Raw genomic sequence first — 15,055 nt, forward strand, 5'->3', positions numbered from 1 at the left:
CCACCCAGGGGAAGGGGGAGTCGCGCGGCGTATCAGCCGGTCAGCTCCCTGGTCATCGGCGCCGGGAACCTGACCACGAGCCCCTGCGCCGCGAGCCACTCCTCCAGCCGCTCCGCCTCCTCCGCGACGGCCCGGCGGGCTTCGGCGCCCCGGTCGGCCAGCAGCCGGTGCACGACGGCGCCGTCGCGGCGCTGCGCCCAGGCGCCGACGATCTCGCCGCGCCACCAGACGGTGGGTCCGGCGTTCCCGGCGCTGTCGAAGAGTCTCGTGCGGTGGGCGGGGTCCGTGTACCAGTCGCGGTCGCGCCAGCCCATCGTGGCCGGGTCGAGGCCGGGCAGCAGCGCCGCCCACGGGCCGGGGTCCGGGTCCTCGCCGAGATCGTCCGGCAGGACATAGCCGGTGCCCTCGCCGAGGGCCACCTCCGCCGCCGCGACCTCCGCCAGCGCGGCCCGGACCTGGCCCAGTGGCAGCCCGGTCCACCACCTGACGTCCGCGAGCGTCCCCGGGCCGAACGCCGCCAGCCAGCGCCGCACCAGCTCCGCGCGCGCCCGCGCCGGATCCATCGGCGCCACCGGCGGTGCCACCGCGAAGCGGAACTGCCCCGACGTCCAGCCGCCGAGCGGCCGGGTGCGCCGGATCCGGCCCTCCATGCCCAGCACCCGCATGACCCCGCTGCCGGCCCGGTGGCGTGACTCGTACGGCTTCCCGGGATAAAGGGTGTACGTCACCCCCAGCTCCGGCACGGCGGCCGTGACCTCGGCGGTACTGGCCTCTCCCCGCTCGGCGAGGGCGGCCAGCGCCCGGCCCTGCGCGGCGGCCAGCCACGCGTCGTCGTACCGCGGCCCGGCGGTGGCGAGCTGCTTCAGCAGCAGCGCGCGCTCGCGTGCGGCGACGGTCTCGGCGACGGCGAAGCGGAACACGGGCACGAGATCCGTGGGGACCACCCACAGCGTGCGCCGCATGGCGTGCATCCGCTGCAGCGACCCCGTTTCGTACAGCGCCCGGTCCAGCGCGGCCAGCGACGGCTCGCGCAGCCGGGCCCGGGCGGACAGCGCGACGGTCGGTGAGTCGGTCGCGTGCAGCCCCGCGAGCGCCTCCGCCACCTCCTCGGGCCGCGCAGCGCGAGCGGAGCCGACGAGCATCTGCCGGTACGCGAGCCGGGCCCGGCGCCGCGCGGTAGTGATCACCATGCCGCCACCCTACGAAGCGGATCTGACACCGGCCCGTACGCGCCAAGGGGCGGCAGGTGAGGCACGGCTCCCGGCGGGCGGGTGCGGCGCGGGGCGCGCCGGCGGCTCCCGCCGGGTGCCCGGGACACGCCGCCGCCCCCGGGGTACCGCGGGGGCCGCCGGGCGGGGTCGTCCGGCGGGACCTTCGGCCCGGGACGACCGACCCCTTCCCCCTCTATCCTTCCCGGACCACCGCCACCGGGCACGGCGCCAGATGCAGCACCCCGTGGCTGGCCGGACCCAGTTGTATGCCCGTCGCCCCCGCGCCGGCCGTCGCGTCCACGAGCGGGGTGCGGCGCGCCCCCAGGACCACGAGGTCGGCCCCGACCGCCGCGGCCAGCAGTGTGTCGCGTGCCAGGCCCTCCGGCGACTGCCGCTCCAGCGGTACGTCCGGATAACGCTCCACCGCCGTGCGCACCGCGCGGCCCAGCGCCCACTCCGCCTCCCGCATCCGCGGGTCCGGCGCACCGCCCATGGTGTGCGCGTGCGTCGCCACGCCCCGCTCCGGCGAGCGCCAGGAGTGCACCGCCCTCACCGTGCAGCCGCGCGCCTGCGCCGCCCGGAACGCGAAGTCCACCGCCGCAGGCTCCGCCCCTTCGTTCCCGGTACCGAGCACGACCCGGCCGAACTCGCCGCGCCGCGCCGCCGCTTCGCCCCGTACCACCACGACCGGGCACGCCGCACGCGCCGCCACCGTCAGCGCCACGGAGCCCAGTGGCAGCGCGTCGTGCCCGCCGCGCCCCCGGTCGCCGACGACCAGCACCGTGCCCTTGCCCGCCTCGCGCAGCAGCGCCGGCACCGGGTCCCCGGACAGCAGTTCCGCCTCCACGGCCAGGCCCTGCCCCTGCGCGCGGGCGCGGTCGCCCGCGGTCGCCAGGACGTGCTCCGCCACGCTCCGGCCGCGCGGGCGGGCGGCGGCGAACTCCGGCCATGTGCGCTCGTACGGCTCCCAGAGCGGCGCATACACGATCCGCAGTTCCGCGCCGTGCCGGACCGCTTCGGCCACCGCCCAGTCGAGCGCCGTGAGGCTCGCCTCCGAGCCGTCCACCCCTGCCACCAGCTTTCTCATGGCCCCGAGGCTTGCACACCGCGCCCGCGCGGGCGAGGGGGCGCACCTTTCGTGCAAGCCGGTGTGCGCGTGCGGGCGCGCGGCGCCGGCCTCAAGTGATTCGACCCACAAGGAGCGTGGCCTTGTGTGCTACTCACGGGTTAGTCATACTCGGCGAGTTGTCTCGCAGTGATAAATCTTTGCGCTGCTTGGCATGCGCATGACCGACCAAATCCTCCAGAATCCACCCTCTACCGGGCGGATCCAACCCCCCATAGGAGGCAGCACGTTGAGGTATCGAGCCATATCCAAGAGCCGGTACGCCATCGCGGGCGTCGGCGCGGCCGCGCTGATCGCCGGCAGTCTCACGCTCGCGACCGCCAACGCCAGCCCGGGTGAGCCCGTCGCCGACACCCTGTCCTCGGCCGCCGCCGGCGAACTCGCCGGCACCCTCGTCCAGGACCTCAAGGGCGGTGCCGCCGGGGCGTACTACGACGCCCAGGCGAAGGAACTCGTCGTCAACGTCGTGACCGACGAGGCGGCCGAGCAGGCAGAGGCGGCCGGCGCGCGGGCGCGTATCGTCGACCACACCACGAAGGAGCTCACGGCCGCGAAGGCGGACCTCACCCGGAGCGCCGTCGCCGGCACGTCGCGCGCGCTCGACCCGGTCACCAACCAGGTCGTCGTCACCGCCGACAGCACGGTCAAGGGCGCCGAGCTGGCCGAACTGAAGAAGGAGGTCGCGGCGCAGGACGGCAAGGCCGTGCTCAAGCGCAGCGAGGGCACGTTCACGCCGTACATCTCCGGCGGCGACGCCATCTACACCGGCGGCTCCCGCTGCTCGCTCGGCTTCAACGTGACCAAGGACGGGGAGCCGTACTTCCTGACCGCCGGTCACTGCGTCGAGCTCGGCGGCAGCTCCTGGTCCGAGACCTCGGGCGGGCCCGTCATCGGCGAGGCCGAGGGCGCCACCTTCCCGGGCAACGACCGTGCGCTGGTGAAGTACACGGCGGACGTCGAGCACCCGAGCGAGGTCGACACCTACGACGGCAGCGCCCAGGAGATCACCGGCGCGCGTGTGGCCACGGTAGGCGAGACCGTGCAGCGCAGCGGCAGCACCACGCAGCTCCACGACGGCACCGTCGTCGCGCTCGACGTGTCGGTGACGTACCCGGAGGGCACGGTCGACGGTCTGATCCAGACCGACGTCTGCGCCGAGCCCGGCGACAGCGGCGGCTCGCTCTTCGCGGGCAGCGACGCGCTGGGCCTGACCTCGGGCGGCAGCGGCGACTGCACCAACGGCGGCGAGACGTTCTTCGAGCCGGTGGTCGCGGCCCTCGAGGAGTACGGGGCCACCATCCCGTAACCGAATCGCACCACGTACCACGCACGACTCATGACGCACGACTCATGACGCACGGCGTACGACCCGGGCCCCCGGCACCGCACGGTGCCGGGGGCCCGGCCGTCAGCGCAGCACGCGAAGGGCCGCCGGGAGGACGCGGGCCGTCAGCGGCAGGGCGGACGCCGGGATGCCGTCGGTCGCGTACGGCAGCGGGCGGTCCGCCTCGACGTGCACGGTGTGCCCGCGCAGCATCTCGCCGCGCGTCCGGGTCGGCCGACCCGGTCCGCCGCCGAGCACGGCGACGTCCAGTGCGCCGTCGTCGAGCCGGACCTCGGGGCCGGTGCCGGGGGGGCCGGCGCCGGGGGTGGGGGCGTTGGCGACGACGACGGTGTGGCCGCGCATGTCGTACCGCGTGCCGTCCACGGTGATACGGAAGAGCACGGATCGCCGCGAGGCCAGTGCGCGCCCGGGCGCCGTGCGGGCCGCGCCCGCGCCGATCCACACCGTGCCGAGTGCCACGGCCGGAGCCGTGCCGCCCTCGACCCGCAGCACGTCCACGGGCCGGGGCTCGCCGTGCAGCAGCAGCTCCGCCAGTTCCTCCGACGCCCGCGGCAGTCCCAGCGCGCGCGCGACGGCGTTGCGCCCGACCGCCCCGGGCACCAGCCCGCACACCGCGTCGGTCCCCGCGAGTGCCCCGGCCACGGTCCCGGCCATCCCGTCGCCGCCGACCGCGAGCACGGTACGGCCCGCCCCGGCGGCGCGCCCGGCGAGTTCGGCGGCGTGCCCGAACCCCCGGCTGTACTCCGCCTCGACCTGTGCGCCGGCCGCCCGCAGTGCCCGGGCCAGCGGAATGAGCGCCGCCGCGCCGGCGGCCCGGCCGGCGGCGGGATTGACGAGGGCGGTGAAGCGACGCATGGCGGCCTCCGGTTCGGTGGTGCGTACGGCGGTCTGGAGGTCACCCGCGGAGCGGGGGAGGGCGGCCCGTGCGTCGCCCGGACGACCCGCCGGTGCCGAACGGCACCCGCCCGCACGGCACCTGAGGCGCCACGGGACACGCCCCGGGCGACGCCGGGCGCCGGAGCACGACCGGCCGTGCGCGGTCACGGGGGGCGGGCTTGCCGCGGTGGTGTGCGTGCCGGGTGCGCGCGTCCGGCGCGTTGACCCTTACGGGCGCGGGGGTTGGCGTCCTCGTGCCGGGGTTCCGCTGTGGCGCCCCGGTGTGGGCGGTGCGGGCCCGCGGGCGCTCCGCCCCGGCGCCGGGCGGCGCGGGGCGTCGCAGCGCGGGCAGCCGTGCGCGGTCACGGGGGGCGGGCTTGCCGCGGTGGTGTCGGTGCCCGGGGCGCGGCTGCGCGTTCGCGGCGCGCGTCAGGGGCGCGGTGGTTCGCGTTCCGGTGCGAGGGTCCCGCCGCGGCGCCACGGACCCCGCGGTGCGGGCCCGCGGGCGCCGCGGGCCGCTCACTCGTCCTCCCGCGGCAGTAGGACGCCCGGGTTGAGGATGCCCGCCGGGTCCAGCGCCGACTTGACCGCCCGCAGCGCCGCAACGCCCAGCGGGCCGATCTCCCGGGCGTACCACGGGCGGTGGTCCGTACCCACGCCGTGGTGGTGGGTGATCGTGCCGCCGCACTCCAGGATCGCGTCGCTCGCCGCCCGCTTGGCGCGCTCCCACGTTCCCAGCGGGTCGTCGCCACGGGCGCCGACGACGGTGAAGTACAGCGACGCACCCGTCTCGTACACGTGCGAGATGTGGCACATCACCAGCGGCGGCGTCCCGGCCGCCGTCAGCGTCCGGGTCAGGGCCCCGCGGACCTCCTCGTACAGCCGGGGCAGCGCCGGCCAGAAGCCCGCCGTCTCCAGCGTTTCGGCGAAGGCGCCCGCGTCCAGGAGGGCGTCGCGCAGGTACGGGGCCCGGTAGCGGCCCCGGGCCCAGGACTCGCCCGGTTCCCCGCCCAGCGGCTCCCCGCCCGCCGCCCGCAGGGCGACGCGCGCCGCGGCGCGGCGGTCCGCCGCCTCGCCCGCCGCGCCCTCGTAGCCGGTGACGACCAGGCACCCGCCGCCCGGCGCCCCGCCGGCCGCGCCGATGTCCTCCGGACGGGCCAGGCCCACCATCGTCTCGGTCTCGTCGGAGAGCCGCAGTACCGTGGGCAGCGGCCCGTCCTGCGCCAGCGCGCGCAGCGCCGCCGCGCCGGCGTCGAAGGAGGCGAACCGCCAGCCCTCGTACATCCGTACCTGCGGGACCGGGCGCACCCGTACGGTCACCGAGGTGATCACGCCGAACGCGCCCTCGGAACCCAGCACCAACTGCCGCAGATCCGGCCCCGCCGCCGAGCGCGGCGCCCGTCCCAGCCGCAGCGTGCCCCCGGGCGTCGCCACCGTCAGGCCCACCACCGTCTCGTCGAACCGCCCGTAACCGGCGGACGCCTGGCCGCTGCCGCGCGTGGCGGCGAAGCCGCCGATCGTCGCCCACTCGAACGACTGCGGGAAGTGGCCGAGGGTGAACCCCCGCTCGCCGAGCAGCCGTTCGGCCTCCGGCGCGCGCAGCCCGGCGTCGAGGTCGGCGGTGCGCGCGACCTCGTCGAGCGCCGCCAGCCTGTCCAGCCGGCGCAGATCGAGGGCCACCACACCGGAGAAGGCGCCCTCGTTCGCGTACGGCGCCAGCCCGCCGGTCACCGACGTGCCGCCGCCGAACGGCACCACGGCGACCCGCAGTTCCGCGCACGCCCGCAGCACCGCCAGCACCTCGTCGTGCCCACCCGGCAGCACCACCGCGTCCGGCGCGTCCGCCACCTCGCCGGCGCGGATGCGCAGCAGATCCGGCGTGGACTTGCCGCGGGTGTGCCGAACCCGGCTCGCCGCGTCGGTGCGTACGTGCTCCGCGCCCACCGCGCGCGCGAGTGCGTCGAGGACGTCCGCGCCGAGCCGCGGCCCGGGCACGTCGAGGTCCTCAAGGGCCGCCGGCGGCGTCTGCGCCGGGCGCACCTCCAGCAGGTCGCGCAGCAGGTCGCGGACGCCGATGGGGAGCGGTGTCGCCTGCGCGGGGTCGCCCCACCCGTTCCACAGCATGTCCAACGCGAATCCTCCCGTACGGGCGGGCCACCCGGCCGGAGGGGTTTCCTCCGCCGCCATCCTCGTTACACTGTGACAGGTGAAGTCGAAACGTCACAAGCCCTCGCTGGACGACCTCGCGCTCGACGCGCTGCGCGACTGCGTCCTGGCCGTGGGCGTGCGCCGGACGACGCTCACGGACGTGGCCCGCCGCGCGGGCGTGTCGCGGATGACGCTGTACCGCCGCTGGCCCGACGTGCAGTCGCTGGTCGGCGATCTCATGACCCGCGAGTGGATCGGCGTCGCGCGCGGGGCGATCCCCGCCCCGGACGGCGCGGCGAACGCGTGCGAGACGCTGGTCGCGGGGCTCACGGAGGGCTCGCGCGCACTGCGCGCGCACCCGCTGTTCCGCAAGATCCTCGACGTGGACCCCGAGCTGCTCCTGCCGTACATGCTCGACCGCCGCGGCGCCAGCCAGGACGTGCTCCTCGATCTGATCGCCGACGACGTGCGCAAGGGCCACGCCGACGGTTCCGTGCGCGAGGGGCACGCGGTGCGGCAGGCCAGGGCCGTGCTGCTCGTCGTGCAGTCCTTCACCTTCTCGATGCGCACCATGACCGACGAGGACGACCCCGACCTCGGCACCGCCGCGTTCGAGCGCGAGTTGCGCGGCGTGCTGGAGAGGATGCTCTCGCCATGACCGTGCAGCACCCCGTGCAGAAGGCGGCGGGCGCGGACGGCGCCCCCCGCGACTTCTCCCTCAACGCCGGCCGCCGCGTCCGCGAGCTGGCCGGGCTGGCCGCCGGCGAGCGCGTCGACCTGCTGGTCGTCGGGCTCGGCGCCACCGGCGCCGGCGTCGCCCTGGACGCCGCCGCGCGCGGACTCTCCGTGGCCGCGATCGACGCGCACGACCTGGCGTTCGGCACGTCGCGCTGGAGCAGCAAGCTCATCCACGGCGGGCTGCGTTATCTGGCCTCCGGCCAGGTCGGCATCGCCCGCGAGTGCGCGGTGGAGCGCGGCGCCCTGCTGGAGCGCATCGCGCCGCACCTCGTGCACGCCCAGCCGTTCGTCATCCCGCTCACGCCGCTGACCACCCGCGCGCAGGGGGCCGTCGCCTGGGCCGGGCTGCGCGCCGGCGACCTGCTGCGTGCCGCCGCGCGCACCTCCCGCGCCGCGCTGCCCGCGCCCCGGCGGCTCTCCGCGGTGGAAACGGGGCAGCTCGTGCCCGGTCTGCGGCGGTACGGGCTGCGCGGCGGGCTGGTGTCCTGGGACGGGCAACTGTCCGACGACGCACGGCTGGTGACGGCCGTGGCGCGGACGGCCGCGGCGTACGGCGCCCGGGTGCTGACCCGGGCGCGGGCGGTGGAGCTGACCGGCTCCGGCGCGGTGGTGCGCGACGAGACGACGGGGGAGCGGCTGCACATCCGGGCCCGCGCGGTGGTCAATGCGGCCGGGGTGTGGGCCGGTTCGCTGGTGCCCGGCGTGCGGCTGCGCCCTTCGCGCGGCACGCATCTGGTGCTGCGCGCCGAGGCGCTGGGGATGGGGCGCCAGCCCGGCGGGGCGGGGGTGCACATCCCGATCCCGGGCGCGGCGGGCCGGTTCGCGCTGGTGCTGCCGCAGGACGACGGGCGGGTGTACGTGGGGCTGACCGACGAGCCGGTCGACGGCGAGGTACCGGACGTGCCGGCGGCGCCGGAGACGGACGTGGGATTCCTGCTGGACGTCCTGGACTCCGCGCTCGACGTGCCGGTGCGCCGGTCGGACGTGCTCGGCGCGTTCGCCGGGCTGCGCCCGCTGCTGGAGAGCGACGGCAGCACCGCCGACCTCTCCCGCCGGCATGCGATCCTCACCTCCCCGGACGGGGTGGTCACCGTCGTGGGCGGCAAGCTGACGACGTACCGGCGGATGGCCGAGGACGCCGTCGACGCCGCCGTGGCCGGCGCCGGCCTGACCGCGGGCCCGTGCCGCACCGCCCGGCTGCCGCTCGTCGGGGCCGCGCCGGCGGCGGAGCTGGCCGGTCTCGACGCGCCGCGCCGGCTGGTGCAGCGCTACGGGACGGAGGCGCCGGCGGTCCAGGCGCTGGCCGCCGCCGATCCGGCGCTCGCCGTGCCGGTCGTCCCGGGGTACCCGGTCACCCGTGCCGAGCTGGCCTGGGCCGTACGCCACGAAGGCGCCCTGGACGAGGACGACCTGCTGGACCGGCGCACCCGGCTGGGGCTGGTGCCGGCGGAGCGGGCGGCCGCCGTGGCGGCCGCCCGCGAGGTGCTCTCCGCGGTGCCCGGGGCCGTCAGCCCAGGGCGTTGAACACCGGGTAGTAGCCGCCGGAGTGGCCGGCCGCCGTGGGGTGGTACGAGTCACCGATGGGGAAGGTGACGCTGTGCAGCCACTCGCTGTCCGAGCAGATCTCGTGCCCGGAGAACGACGACCGCACGTCGCCGTACGAGAAGCCGTGGTCGGCCGCGCGCTTGGCGGTGACCTCGCTGAGCAGGTCCGAGGCGCCGTTGATGGCGGCCCGGGAGCTCTCGCTGATGCCGAAGATGCAACTGCCGTTGAGCTTGTACATCCGCGGGTAGCCGAGGACGACGACCCGTGCGTTGGGGGCGCGGGCGGTGATCGCGTTGTATGCCGCGTCCAGCCGCCCGGGCAGGGTGCCTTCGATATAGCTGCGCGCCTGGTTGATGCGGTTGATACAGGCCGACTCGCCCTGGAGCACACAGGTGGTCATGGCGTCGGCGAAGCCCGCGTCGTTGCCGCCGATGCTGATGGAGACGAGGGAGGTGCCGGAGTTGAGCGGGCCGAGCTGGTTGTTGATGACGTCGTTGGTACGGGCCCCGGAGCAGGCGGTGAAGGAGAAGGACGCCGGGGCGTGCGCGTTCTTCCACAGCACCGGGTAGGCGTTGTTGCTGCGTTTGCAGTCGCCGCTTCCCGAATCGTAGGAACCGGCGCCCACGCCGGAGGCGTAGGAGTCGCCGAGCGCCACGTAGTTCTCGGCGGCGGCGGTGTTCGCTGGTTGCGCGGCATGAGCCGGCACGCTGCCGAGCAGCGCCACTGTAGTGGCGACGAGGAAGCCCAGCAGCAGCCGCAAGGGCCGGGCAGTTCTCATGGAACCCCCTGGGGGTGAGGTTGTACCGAGTGGTAACCACACCCTGCCCCTTGAAACCCATGTCCATGCCAAGTCGCAACTGTGCGCCTGTGATACGCCGTTCAATCCCTGTTGCACGAGTTCATCAGGTCATGAGCTGATAATCGGGGACGTTGCCCGGCGGTTGTTCGCCCGCCCTCCTCTCGGTGAAGACGGGCACCAGAAGGTGCCCGCCGGCGAACGCGCCGCGCCACGAGGCGCCGAAGCCGCCGAGGGGCTCGTCCCCGCCCCTGACGCCCGCGCGACCGTGCCGCGGGCAGCCGCGCGACGTGCGCCCTTGTCCGGAGCTTTGGCCCGTCCCCCTTGTCCCGGCCGGTCGTTCACCGAAGACTTGACGCACTGAGCACCATGCACATCTGCGTTGGAGCGTGAGCGACCACCGTGAACGGGAAGAGAACGCTGGGCACTCGGGTGCGGCCGCTCGGGCCCCGCCCCGGCCGCCCCGACACCAGGGCGGACATCATCCGCGCCGCCAAGCGCATGTTCGCCCGCGGCTACGGCTCCTGCAGCCTGCGCGCCGTCGCGCGCGAGGCCGGCGTGGACCCGTCCCTTCTCGTCCAGTTCTTCGGCAGCAAGGAAGGGCTGTACCTGGCCGCCATCGCCGACGTGATGCGCCCCGACGACGTGCTCGGGCGGATCGTGGGCGACACCTCCGAGGGGCTGGGCCGCCGGCTCGCCGCCTATTACTTCGATCTGTGGGACGACGCCGAGACCAGATGGCCCTTTCAGGCGATCCTGCTCTCCGCCGCCTCGTACCAGCCGGCCGCCGTCGTGCTCCGCGACTTCATCACCCGCGAACTGGTCGCCCGTGTCGCCGCCCGCGCGGTCAAGGACCGCGCGGAGCTGCGCGCCGGCCTCGCCGGCTCCCACCTCGTGGGCACCGCCCTGGTGCGCTACGTGGTGCGCTTCGGCCCGCTCGCCGAGTTGCCCCGCCCGGAGCTGGCCGAGATCGTGGGCCGGACCATCGACGGCTACCTCTTCGGCCCTCTCCCGGCCGCGGCGCATTAGCGCCCCGAGTCAACCTCACGAGTGTCTGCTGCGTCAGGGGTGGGGGCAGTGGCGTGCGGGATCGGCGGCGATCTAGAATCCCGAGCTAACTCAACAGATGTTGATAAAGGGCTTCGTGCCGTGATGGACTCGGCGCAATCGGCGCATCTGCCGGAGGGAGAGCAATGGCCTTCGACATACCGGGCTACATCAACACGGCCGGACGCGTCCAGGTCGACGATCTGGACCTTGACGCGTTCGCCGACCGCCCGCTGTCCGCGGAGGCGCTGCGCTGTCTTCGCTACATGTCGGATGTGGAGAGCCACACGGTCTGTTACCTGCGGGACGTGCTGGTCACCCCGTCCCATCGCGACCCGGACGTGACGGCGTTCATGTCCATGTGGGCCTTCGAGGAATTCTGGCACGGCGAGGCGATCGACTCCGTGCTGCGCGCCCACGGGCAGAAGGCCGACTACGACCACATCCGCGAGGTGCGGGAGGCGCAGGGGCTCAAGGACCGGCTGGCGCCGATCTACCAGTCCATCGCGGCCAACGCCATCGGCGACGACTTCGTCGCCGTGCACATGACGTGGGGTGCCATAAACGAGTGGTCCGCGCACGCCGCGTACGGCAGCCTCATCGAGAAGGAGCAGCACCCCGAGCTGACCAAGCTGCTCGGCCGCATACAGCGTCAGGAGTCCCGGCATCTCGCGTTCTACGCCAGCCAGGCCAAGGAGCGCCTGGAGCGTTCCCAGCGCGCCCGTTCGCTGGCCCGCTGGGTGACCGAGCGTTTCTGGCAGCCCGTCGGCTCCACCATCCAGCCGGTGGAGGAGACCCGGTTCGTGCTGCGGCACCTGCTGGGTGACGACGCCGGCGCCGCCGCCGTGCGCAAGATCGACGAGAAGGTGCACAAGCTTCCCGGCATGGCCGGGCTCAACCTGGTCCAGCGCGGCGTCGCGGACTTCGGCGCCGGCGTGCCGGTGGGCGACGTGGGCGATGCGGGCACCGGGCGGCGCAGCTCCCGCAAACGGCTGGTCGCCGGCGCCGCGATGGTCGCGGGCGCGGCCGGGATCGCCGCCGTACGACGTCGATCGGCGGGCTCACGGGCATGACGGACGACGGCCCAGCCGCGCACCACGGCCCCGCCGACCGGCGGGGGCCCACCGCAACCGCGGCCGGTGACCCCGCTGCCGCCGCACCCGCGCAGGGGCGGGCCGCCGCCGGTGAGGCGGACGCGGAGGAGGCCGCCGCCGCGCTGCTGGCGGAAGTCGGAGGACTCGGCAGCGTCGCGGTGGCATACTCCGGTGGCGTGGATTCCACGGTCGTCCTCGCCGCGGCCGTACGCGCCCTCGGCCCCGGCCGGGCCGTCGCCGTCATCGCCGACTCGCCCGCCCTGGCCCGCGGCGAGCTGGCCCTCGCCCGCGACACGGCGGCGGACCTCGGCGCCGAACTCGTCGTGCTGGCCACCGACGAGCTGTCGGTCGCGGGCTACCGCGCCAACGCCGGGGACCGCTGCTACTTCTGCAAGCAGACCGTCCTCGGCCGGGTCGCCGGCTACGCCGCGGAGCACGGCTTCGCACACGTCGCCACCGGCACCCACCTCGACGACCGCCGCGCCGCGCACCGCCCCGGGCTGCGTGCCGCCAAGGAACTCGCCGCCGCCGAGCCGCTGGCCGCCGCCGGGCTCGGCAAGGCCGCGGTGCGCGCGGTCGCACGGGCGTGGGGGCTGCCGGTCGCGGAGAAGCCCGGCATGCCGTGCCTGGCGTCCCGCATCGCGGTGGGCATCCCGGTCTCCAAGGGCCGGCTGCACCTGGTGGAGCGGGCCGAGGAGCGGGTCCGCGAAACGCTGGACGAGCACCGGGTGGGCGCGCGTGACGTCCGCGTACGCCTGCTGAAGCAAGGATTCCGGATCGAGCTGGACGCACCCGCTCACCGCGAGGTCGCCGCCGCCCAGGGCCTGGGCGACACGCTGCTGCGCGAGGTCGCCGCGGTCGGTCCGCTCGGCGAGGGCAGCCTCGCCCCGTACCGTACGGGCGCCGTCAGCACCGCCGCCCGCTCCGCCTCCCCCGACGGGATGCCGGCGCGATGAGTGAGCCGCGCGGCAGCGCCCTGGACGCCACCGGCCTCGCCGGACTGCTGGACGGTGGCGTCGCGGAGGTCGGCGACTTCGCCCGCCTCGACGTCGGCCGGCGCCGCCGCACCGGAGTGCCCGAAGTCGTCTACGCCGACGGCAAGACCCCGCAGCAGACGCTCCGGCTCCTGGCCGAACTGCGCAGCCGGACGCCGGACTCCCCGGCGCTGGCCACCCGCTGCCCCGAGGAGGTGCTGCGCGACGCGCCCGGCGCCTTCGCGGACGAGCCGGTACGGGTCGACATTCCCGCCCGCACCGTCACCGTGGGCCCGCTGCCGGTCCCGCGCGGCACCGTTGCGGTGCTCACGGCCGGCACCAGCGACCTGCCCGTCGCCCGCGAATCCGTCGCGACCCTCGACGCCCTCGGCACCGGCTCCCGGCTCTACGCCGACGTCGGCGTCGCGGGGCTGTCCCGGCTGCTCTCGCTGCTCCCCGAGATCCGCACCGCCGACTGCGCGATCGTCGTCGCGGGCATGGACGGCGCCCTCCCGAGCGTCGTCACCGGCCTGCTCACCGCGCCCGTCGTCGGTGTCCCCACCAGCGTCGGCTACGGCTTCGCCGACGGCGGCCGCGCCGCCGCCGGCGCGATGCTGTCCTCGTGCGCCCCCGGGCTCACGGTCGTCAACATCGACAACGGCTTCGGCGCCGCCGTCCACGCCGCCAAGATCGTGGGGGTACGCGCCGGTGACTGAAGAGCGCAGCGCCCGCCCCGCCTTCGCGTACGACGTCGCTCACACGGGGGAGGCGGCACCGCGCGCCGGTGTGGCGGGGGAGAGGTACGGGAAGGGCTCTCCCAGCGATCATGAACGGGATTCGTCGGGGGTGGCACAGGGTGGCTGAGGGGACGGCGGCGGCCCATCTCGACTGCACCGCCGGGGTGGCCGGCGACATGCTGCTCGGCGCGCTGCTCGATGCCGGCGCGAGCCCGGCCGCCGTACGGGACGCGGTCGCGGCGCTCAAGATCGACGGGCTGGAGGTGTCCCTGGCGCGCGACCGCCGCGGCGGCTTCGGGTGCACCCGCGTCACCGTCCAGCGCCCCGGCGTCCCCGACCGCCACCGTCACCTCGCCGACGTCCTCGCCGACATCGAACGGGCCACCGGCCCCGGACTGGCCGAGGACGCCGCGGACTTCGCCGCCCGCGTCTTCCGGCTGCTCGCCGACGCCGAGGGCAGGGCCCACGGCACCACCGCGGACGAGGTCCACTTCCACGAGGTCGGCGCCTTCGACGCGCTCGCCGACGTCGTCGGCTGCGCCGCCGCCCTCGCCGACCTCGGCCTGCTCGCCCCCGGCGCCGCCGTCACCACCTCCCCGCTCGCGGCGGGCAGCGGTGAAGTCGACTGCGCGCACGGCCGGATGCCCGTTCCCGTACCCGCCGTGCTGCACCTGGCCGCCGCCGGCGGCCTCGCGCTGACCGGCGGCGGACTCCGCGGCGAGCGCACCACCCCCACGGGCGCCGCGCTCGTCGCCGCCCTCGCCGCGCCCGGCCCGCTGCCGGACATGGTGGTACGGGCCGTGGGCACCGGCGGCGGCAGCCGCGACACCCCGGACCGCCCCAACATCACCCGCGTGGTCGTCGGGACCCTCGCCGCCCCCGCGGCCGGCGGTCCCGCCGAGGGCGAGGTCACCGTCGTGGAGAGCACCGTCGACGACCTCGACCCACGGCTGTGGCCCTCGGTCCTCGCCGCCCTGCGCGCCGCCGGCGCGTGGGACTGCTGGACCACCGAGACCGTGGGCCGGCACGGCCGGCCCGGCCGCGTCGTCACCGCGCTGTGCGCCGCGGAGGTACGGCCCGCCGTCGCCGACGCGCTGTTCCGCCACACCACCACGCTCGGCGTCCGCTGGTCCGCCCACCGGCGCCTGATGCTGCCCCGGCAGAGCGCCGTGGTGGCCGTGGGCCCGCCCGGCGCCGAGCAGCAGGTCACCGTCAAGGTCGCCGACGGCCCCGGCGGCGCCCTCACCGTCCAGCCGGAACTGGCCGAAGCGGAGACCGCCGCGGCTGCGCTGGGCTGGTCCGTACGCGCGGTGTGCGAAGCTGCCGCAGTCCGCTACCGGGGCGACCTGGCGGTGCCGCGGCCCGCCACCGGTTGACGCCGGTCCGCAACAGAAAAAGAGACCGGCATATGCAAGACC

13 protein-coding genes and 1 pseudogene are annotated in these 15,055 nt (G+C 75.7%); 8 read left to right on the plus strand and 6 right to left on the minus strand.

Annotation, left to right across the window (positions count from 1 at the left end):
* Positions 1 to 32 precede the first annotated feature (32 nt).
* Both I003_RS0100720 and I003_RS0100725 read right to left on the minus strand, forming a co-directional pair.
* Complete coding sequence (locus I003_RS0100720) at positions 33 to 1,190, minus strand: winged helix DNA-binding domain-containing protein (protein WP_027769710.1); 1,158 nt, start codon at positions 1,188 to 1,190, stop codon at positions 33 to 35.
* A 214-nt stretch (positions 1,191 to 1,404) separates the two neighbouring features.
* Positions 1,405 to 2,298 (minus strand): universal stress protein, encoded by an 894-nt coding sequence (locus I003_RS0100725; RefSeq protein ID WP_078563636.1) that lies wholly within the window; start codon positions 2,296 to 2,298, stop codon positions 1,405 to 1,407.
* 268 nt (positions 2,299 to 2,566) lie between these two features.
* On the opposite strand from I003_RS0100725, the gene I003_RS0100730 reads away from it, so the two are divergent.
* Positions 2,567 to 3,643: a trypsin-like serine protease gene (locus tag I003_RS0100730; RefSeq protein WP_027769712.1), complete on the plus strand. Its 1,077-nt coding sequence runs from the start codon at positions 2,567 to 2,569 to the stop codon at positions 3,641 to 3,643.
* A 102-nt stretch (positions 3,644 to 3,745) separates the two neighbouring features.
* Here I003_RS0100730 and I003_RS0100735 read toward each other — a convergent pair whose 3' ends face one another.
* Positions 3,746 to 4,537: a diacylglycerol kinase family protein gene (locus I003_RS0100735; RefSeq protein WP_027769713.1), complete on the minus strand. Its 792-nt coding sequence runs from the start codon at positions 4,535 to 4,537 to the stop codon at positions 3,746 to 3,748.
* Positions 4,538 to 5,077: 540 nt separating this feature from the next.
* Entirely contained in the window at positions 5,078 to 6,688 is a 1,611-nt protein-coding gene (locus I003_RS0100740; protein ID WP_027769714.1) for an FAD-binding oxidoreductase, read from the minus strand.
* 76 nt (positions 6,689 to 6,764) lie between these two features.
* Between I003_RS0100740 and I003_RS0100745 the strand changes: the two genes are divergently transcribed.
* The gene (locus I003_RS0100745) at positions 6,765 to 7,364 is read left to right on the plus strand and encodes a TetR/AcrR family transcriptional regulator (protein ID WP_027769715.1); all 600 of its coding nucleotides are present in this window, start codon (positions 6,765 to 6,767) and stop codon (positions 7,362 to 7,364) included.
* Entirely contained in the window at positions 7,361 to 8,968 is a 1,608-nt protein-coding gene (locus I003_RS0100750) for a glycerol-3-phosphate dehydrogenase/oxidase (RefSeq protein ID WP_051368046.1), read from the plus strand. The genes I003_RS0100745 and I003_RS0100750 overlap by 4 nt, the downstream gene beginning before the upstream one ends.
* On the opposite strand, the gene I003_RS0100755 is transcribed toward I003_RS0100750, so the two are convergent.
* Positions 8,952 to 9,767: an SGNH/GDSL hydrolase family protein gene (locus tag I003_RS0100755; RefSeq protein WP_027769717.1), complete on the minus strand. Its 816-nt coding sequence runs from the start codon at positions 9,765 to 9,767 to the stop codon at positions 8,952 to 8,954. The two genes, I003_RS0100750 and I003_RS0100755, sit on opposite strands and share 17 nt — an antisense overlap.
* 124 nt (positions 9,768 to 9,891) lie before the next feature.
* A pseudogene (locus tag I003_RS36635) lies at positions 9,892 to 10,056 on the minus strand (aldehyde dehydrogenase family protein); the annotation flags it as partial.
* Between the two features lie 131 nt (positions 10,057 to 10,187).
* Here I003_RS36635 and I003_RS0100760 point away from each other — a divergent pair.
* From I003_RS0100760 to larC, 5 genes are all read left to right on the plus strand, one after another.
* Positions 10,188 to 10,814, plus strand: coding sequence for a TetR/AcrR family transcriptional regulator (locus tag I003_RS0100760; protein ID WP_486584033.1), 627 nt, complete (start codon positions 10,188 to 10,190; stop codon positions 10,812 to 10,814).
* A 164-nt stretch (positions 10,815 to 10,978) separates the two neighbouring features.
* The gene (locus I003_RS0100765; RefSeq protein WP_027769719.1) at positions 10,979 to 11,905 is read left to right on the plus strand and encodes a hypothetical protein; all 927 of its coding nucleotides are present in this window, start codon (positions 10,979 to 10,981) and stop codon (positions 11,903 to 11,905) included.
* A complete protein-coding gene (gene larE / locus I003_RS0100770; RefSeq protein ID WP_027769720.1) occupies positions 11,902 to 12,882 on the plus strand; it encodes an ATP-dependent sacrificial sulfur transferase LarE in 981 nt (326 codons plus the stop codon). The genes I003_RS0100765 and larE overlap by 4 nt, the downstream gene beginning before the upstream one ends.
* Entirely contained in the window at positions 12,879 to 13,616 is a 738-nt protein-coding gene (larB, locus tag I003_RS0100775; protein ID WP_027769721.1) for a nickel pincer cofactor biosynthesis protein LarB, read from the plus strand. Before larE ends, larB begins: the two co-directional genes overlap by 4 nt.
* Before the next feature lie 140 nt (positions 13,617 to 13,756).
* On the plus strand, positions 13,757 to 15,013 hold the full coding sequence (gene larC / locus I003_RS0100780) for a nickel pincer cofactor biosynthesis protein LarC (RefSeq protein WP_486584034.1): 1,257 nt from the start codon (positions 13,757 to 13,759) through the stop codon (positions 15,011 to 15,013).
* Positions 15,014 to 15,055 lie beyond the last annotated feature (42 nt).

The organism is Streptomyces sp. CNQ329, assembly GCF_000482585.1.

Bases quoted from the DNA above. Each gene is read 5' to 3' on its own strand.
- I003_RS0100720 (WP_027769710.1), bottom strand. From the start codon at position 1,190: ATGGTGATCACTACCGCGCGGCGCCGGGCCCGGCTCGCGTACCGGCAG.
- I003_RS0100725 (WP_078563636.1), bottom strand. From the start codon at position 2,298: ATGAGAAAGCTGGTGGCAGGGGTGGACGGCTCGGAGGCGAGCCTCACG.
- I003_RS0100755 (WP_027769717.1), bottom strand. From the start codon at position 9,767: ATGAGAACTGCCCGGCCCTTGCGGCTGCTGCTGGGCTTCCTCGTCGCC.
- I003_RS0100765 (WP_027769719.1), top strand. From the start codon at position 10,979: ATGGCCTTCGACATACCGGGCTACATCAACACGGCCGGACGCGTCCAG.
- larB (WP_027769721.1), top strand. From the start codon at position 12,879: ATGAGTGAGCCGCGCGGCAGCGCCCTGGACGCCACCGGCCTCGCCGGA.
- I003_RS0100750 (WP_051368046.1), top strand. From the start codon at position 7,361: ATGACCGTGCAGCACCCCGTGCAGAAGGCGGCGGGCGCGGACGGCGCC.
- larE (WP_027769720.1), top strand. From the start codon at position 11,902: ATGACGGACGACGGCCCAGCCGCGCACCACGGCCCCGCCGACCGGCGG.
- I003_RS0100735 (WP_027769713.1), bottom strand. From the start codon at position 4,537: ATGCGTCGCTTCACCGCCCTCGTCAATCCCGCCGCCGGCCGGGCCGCC.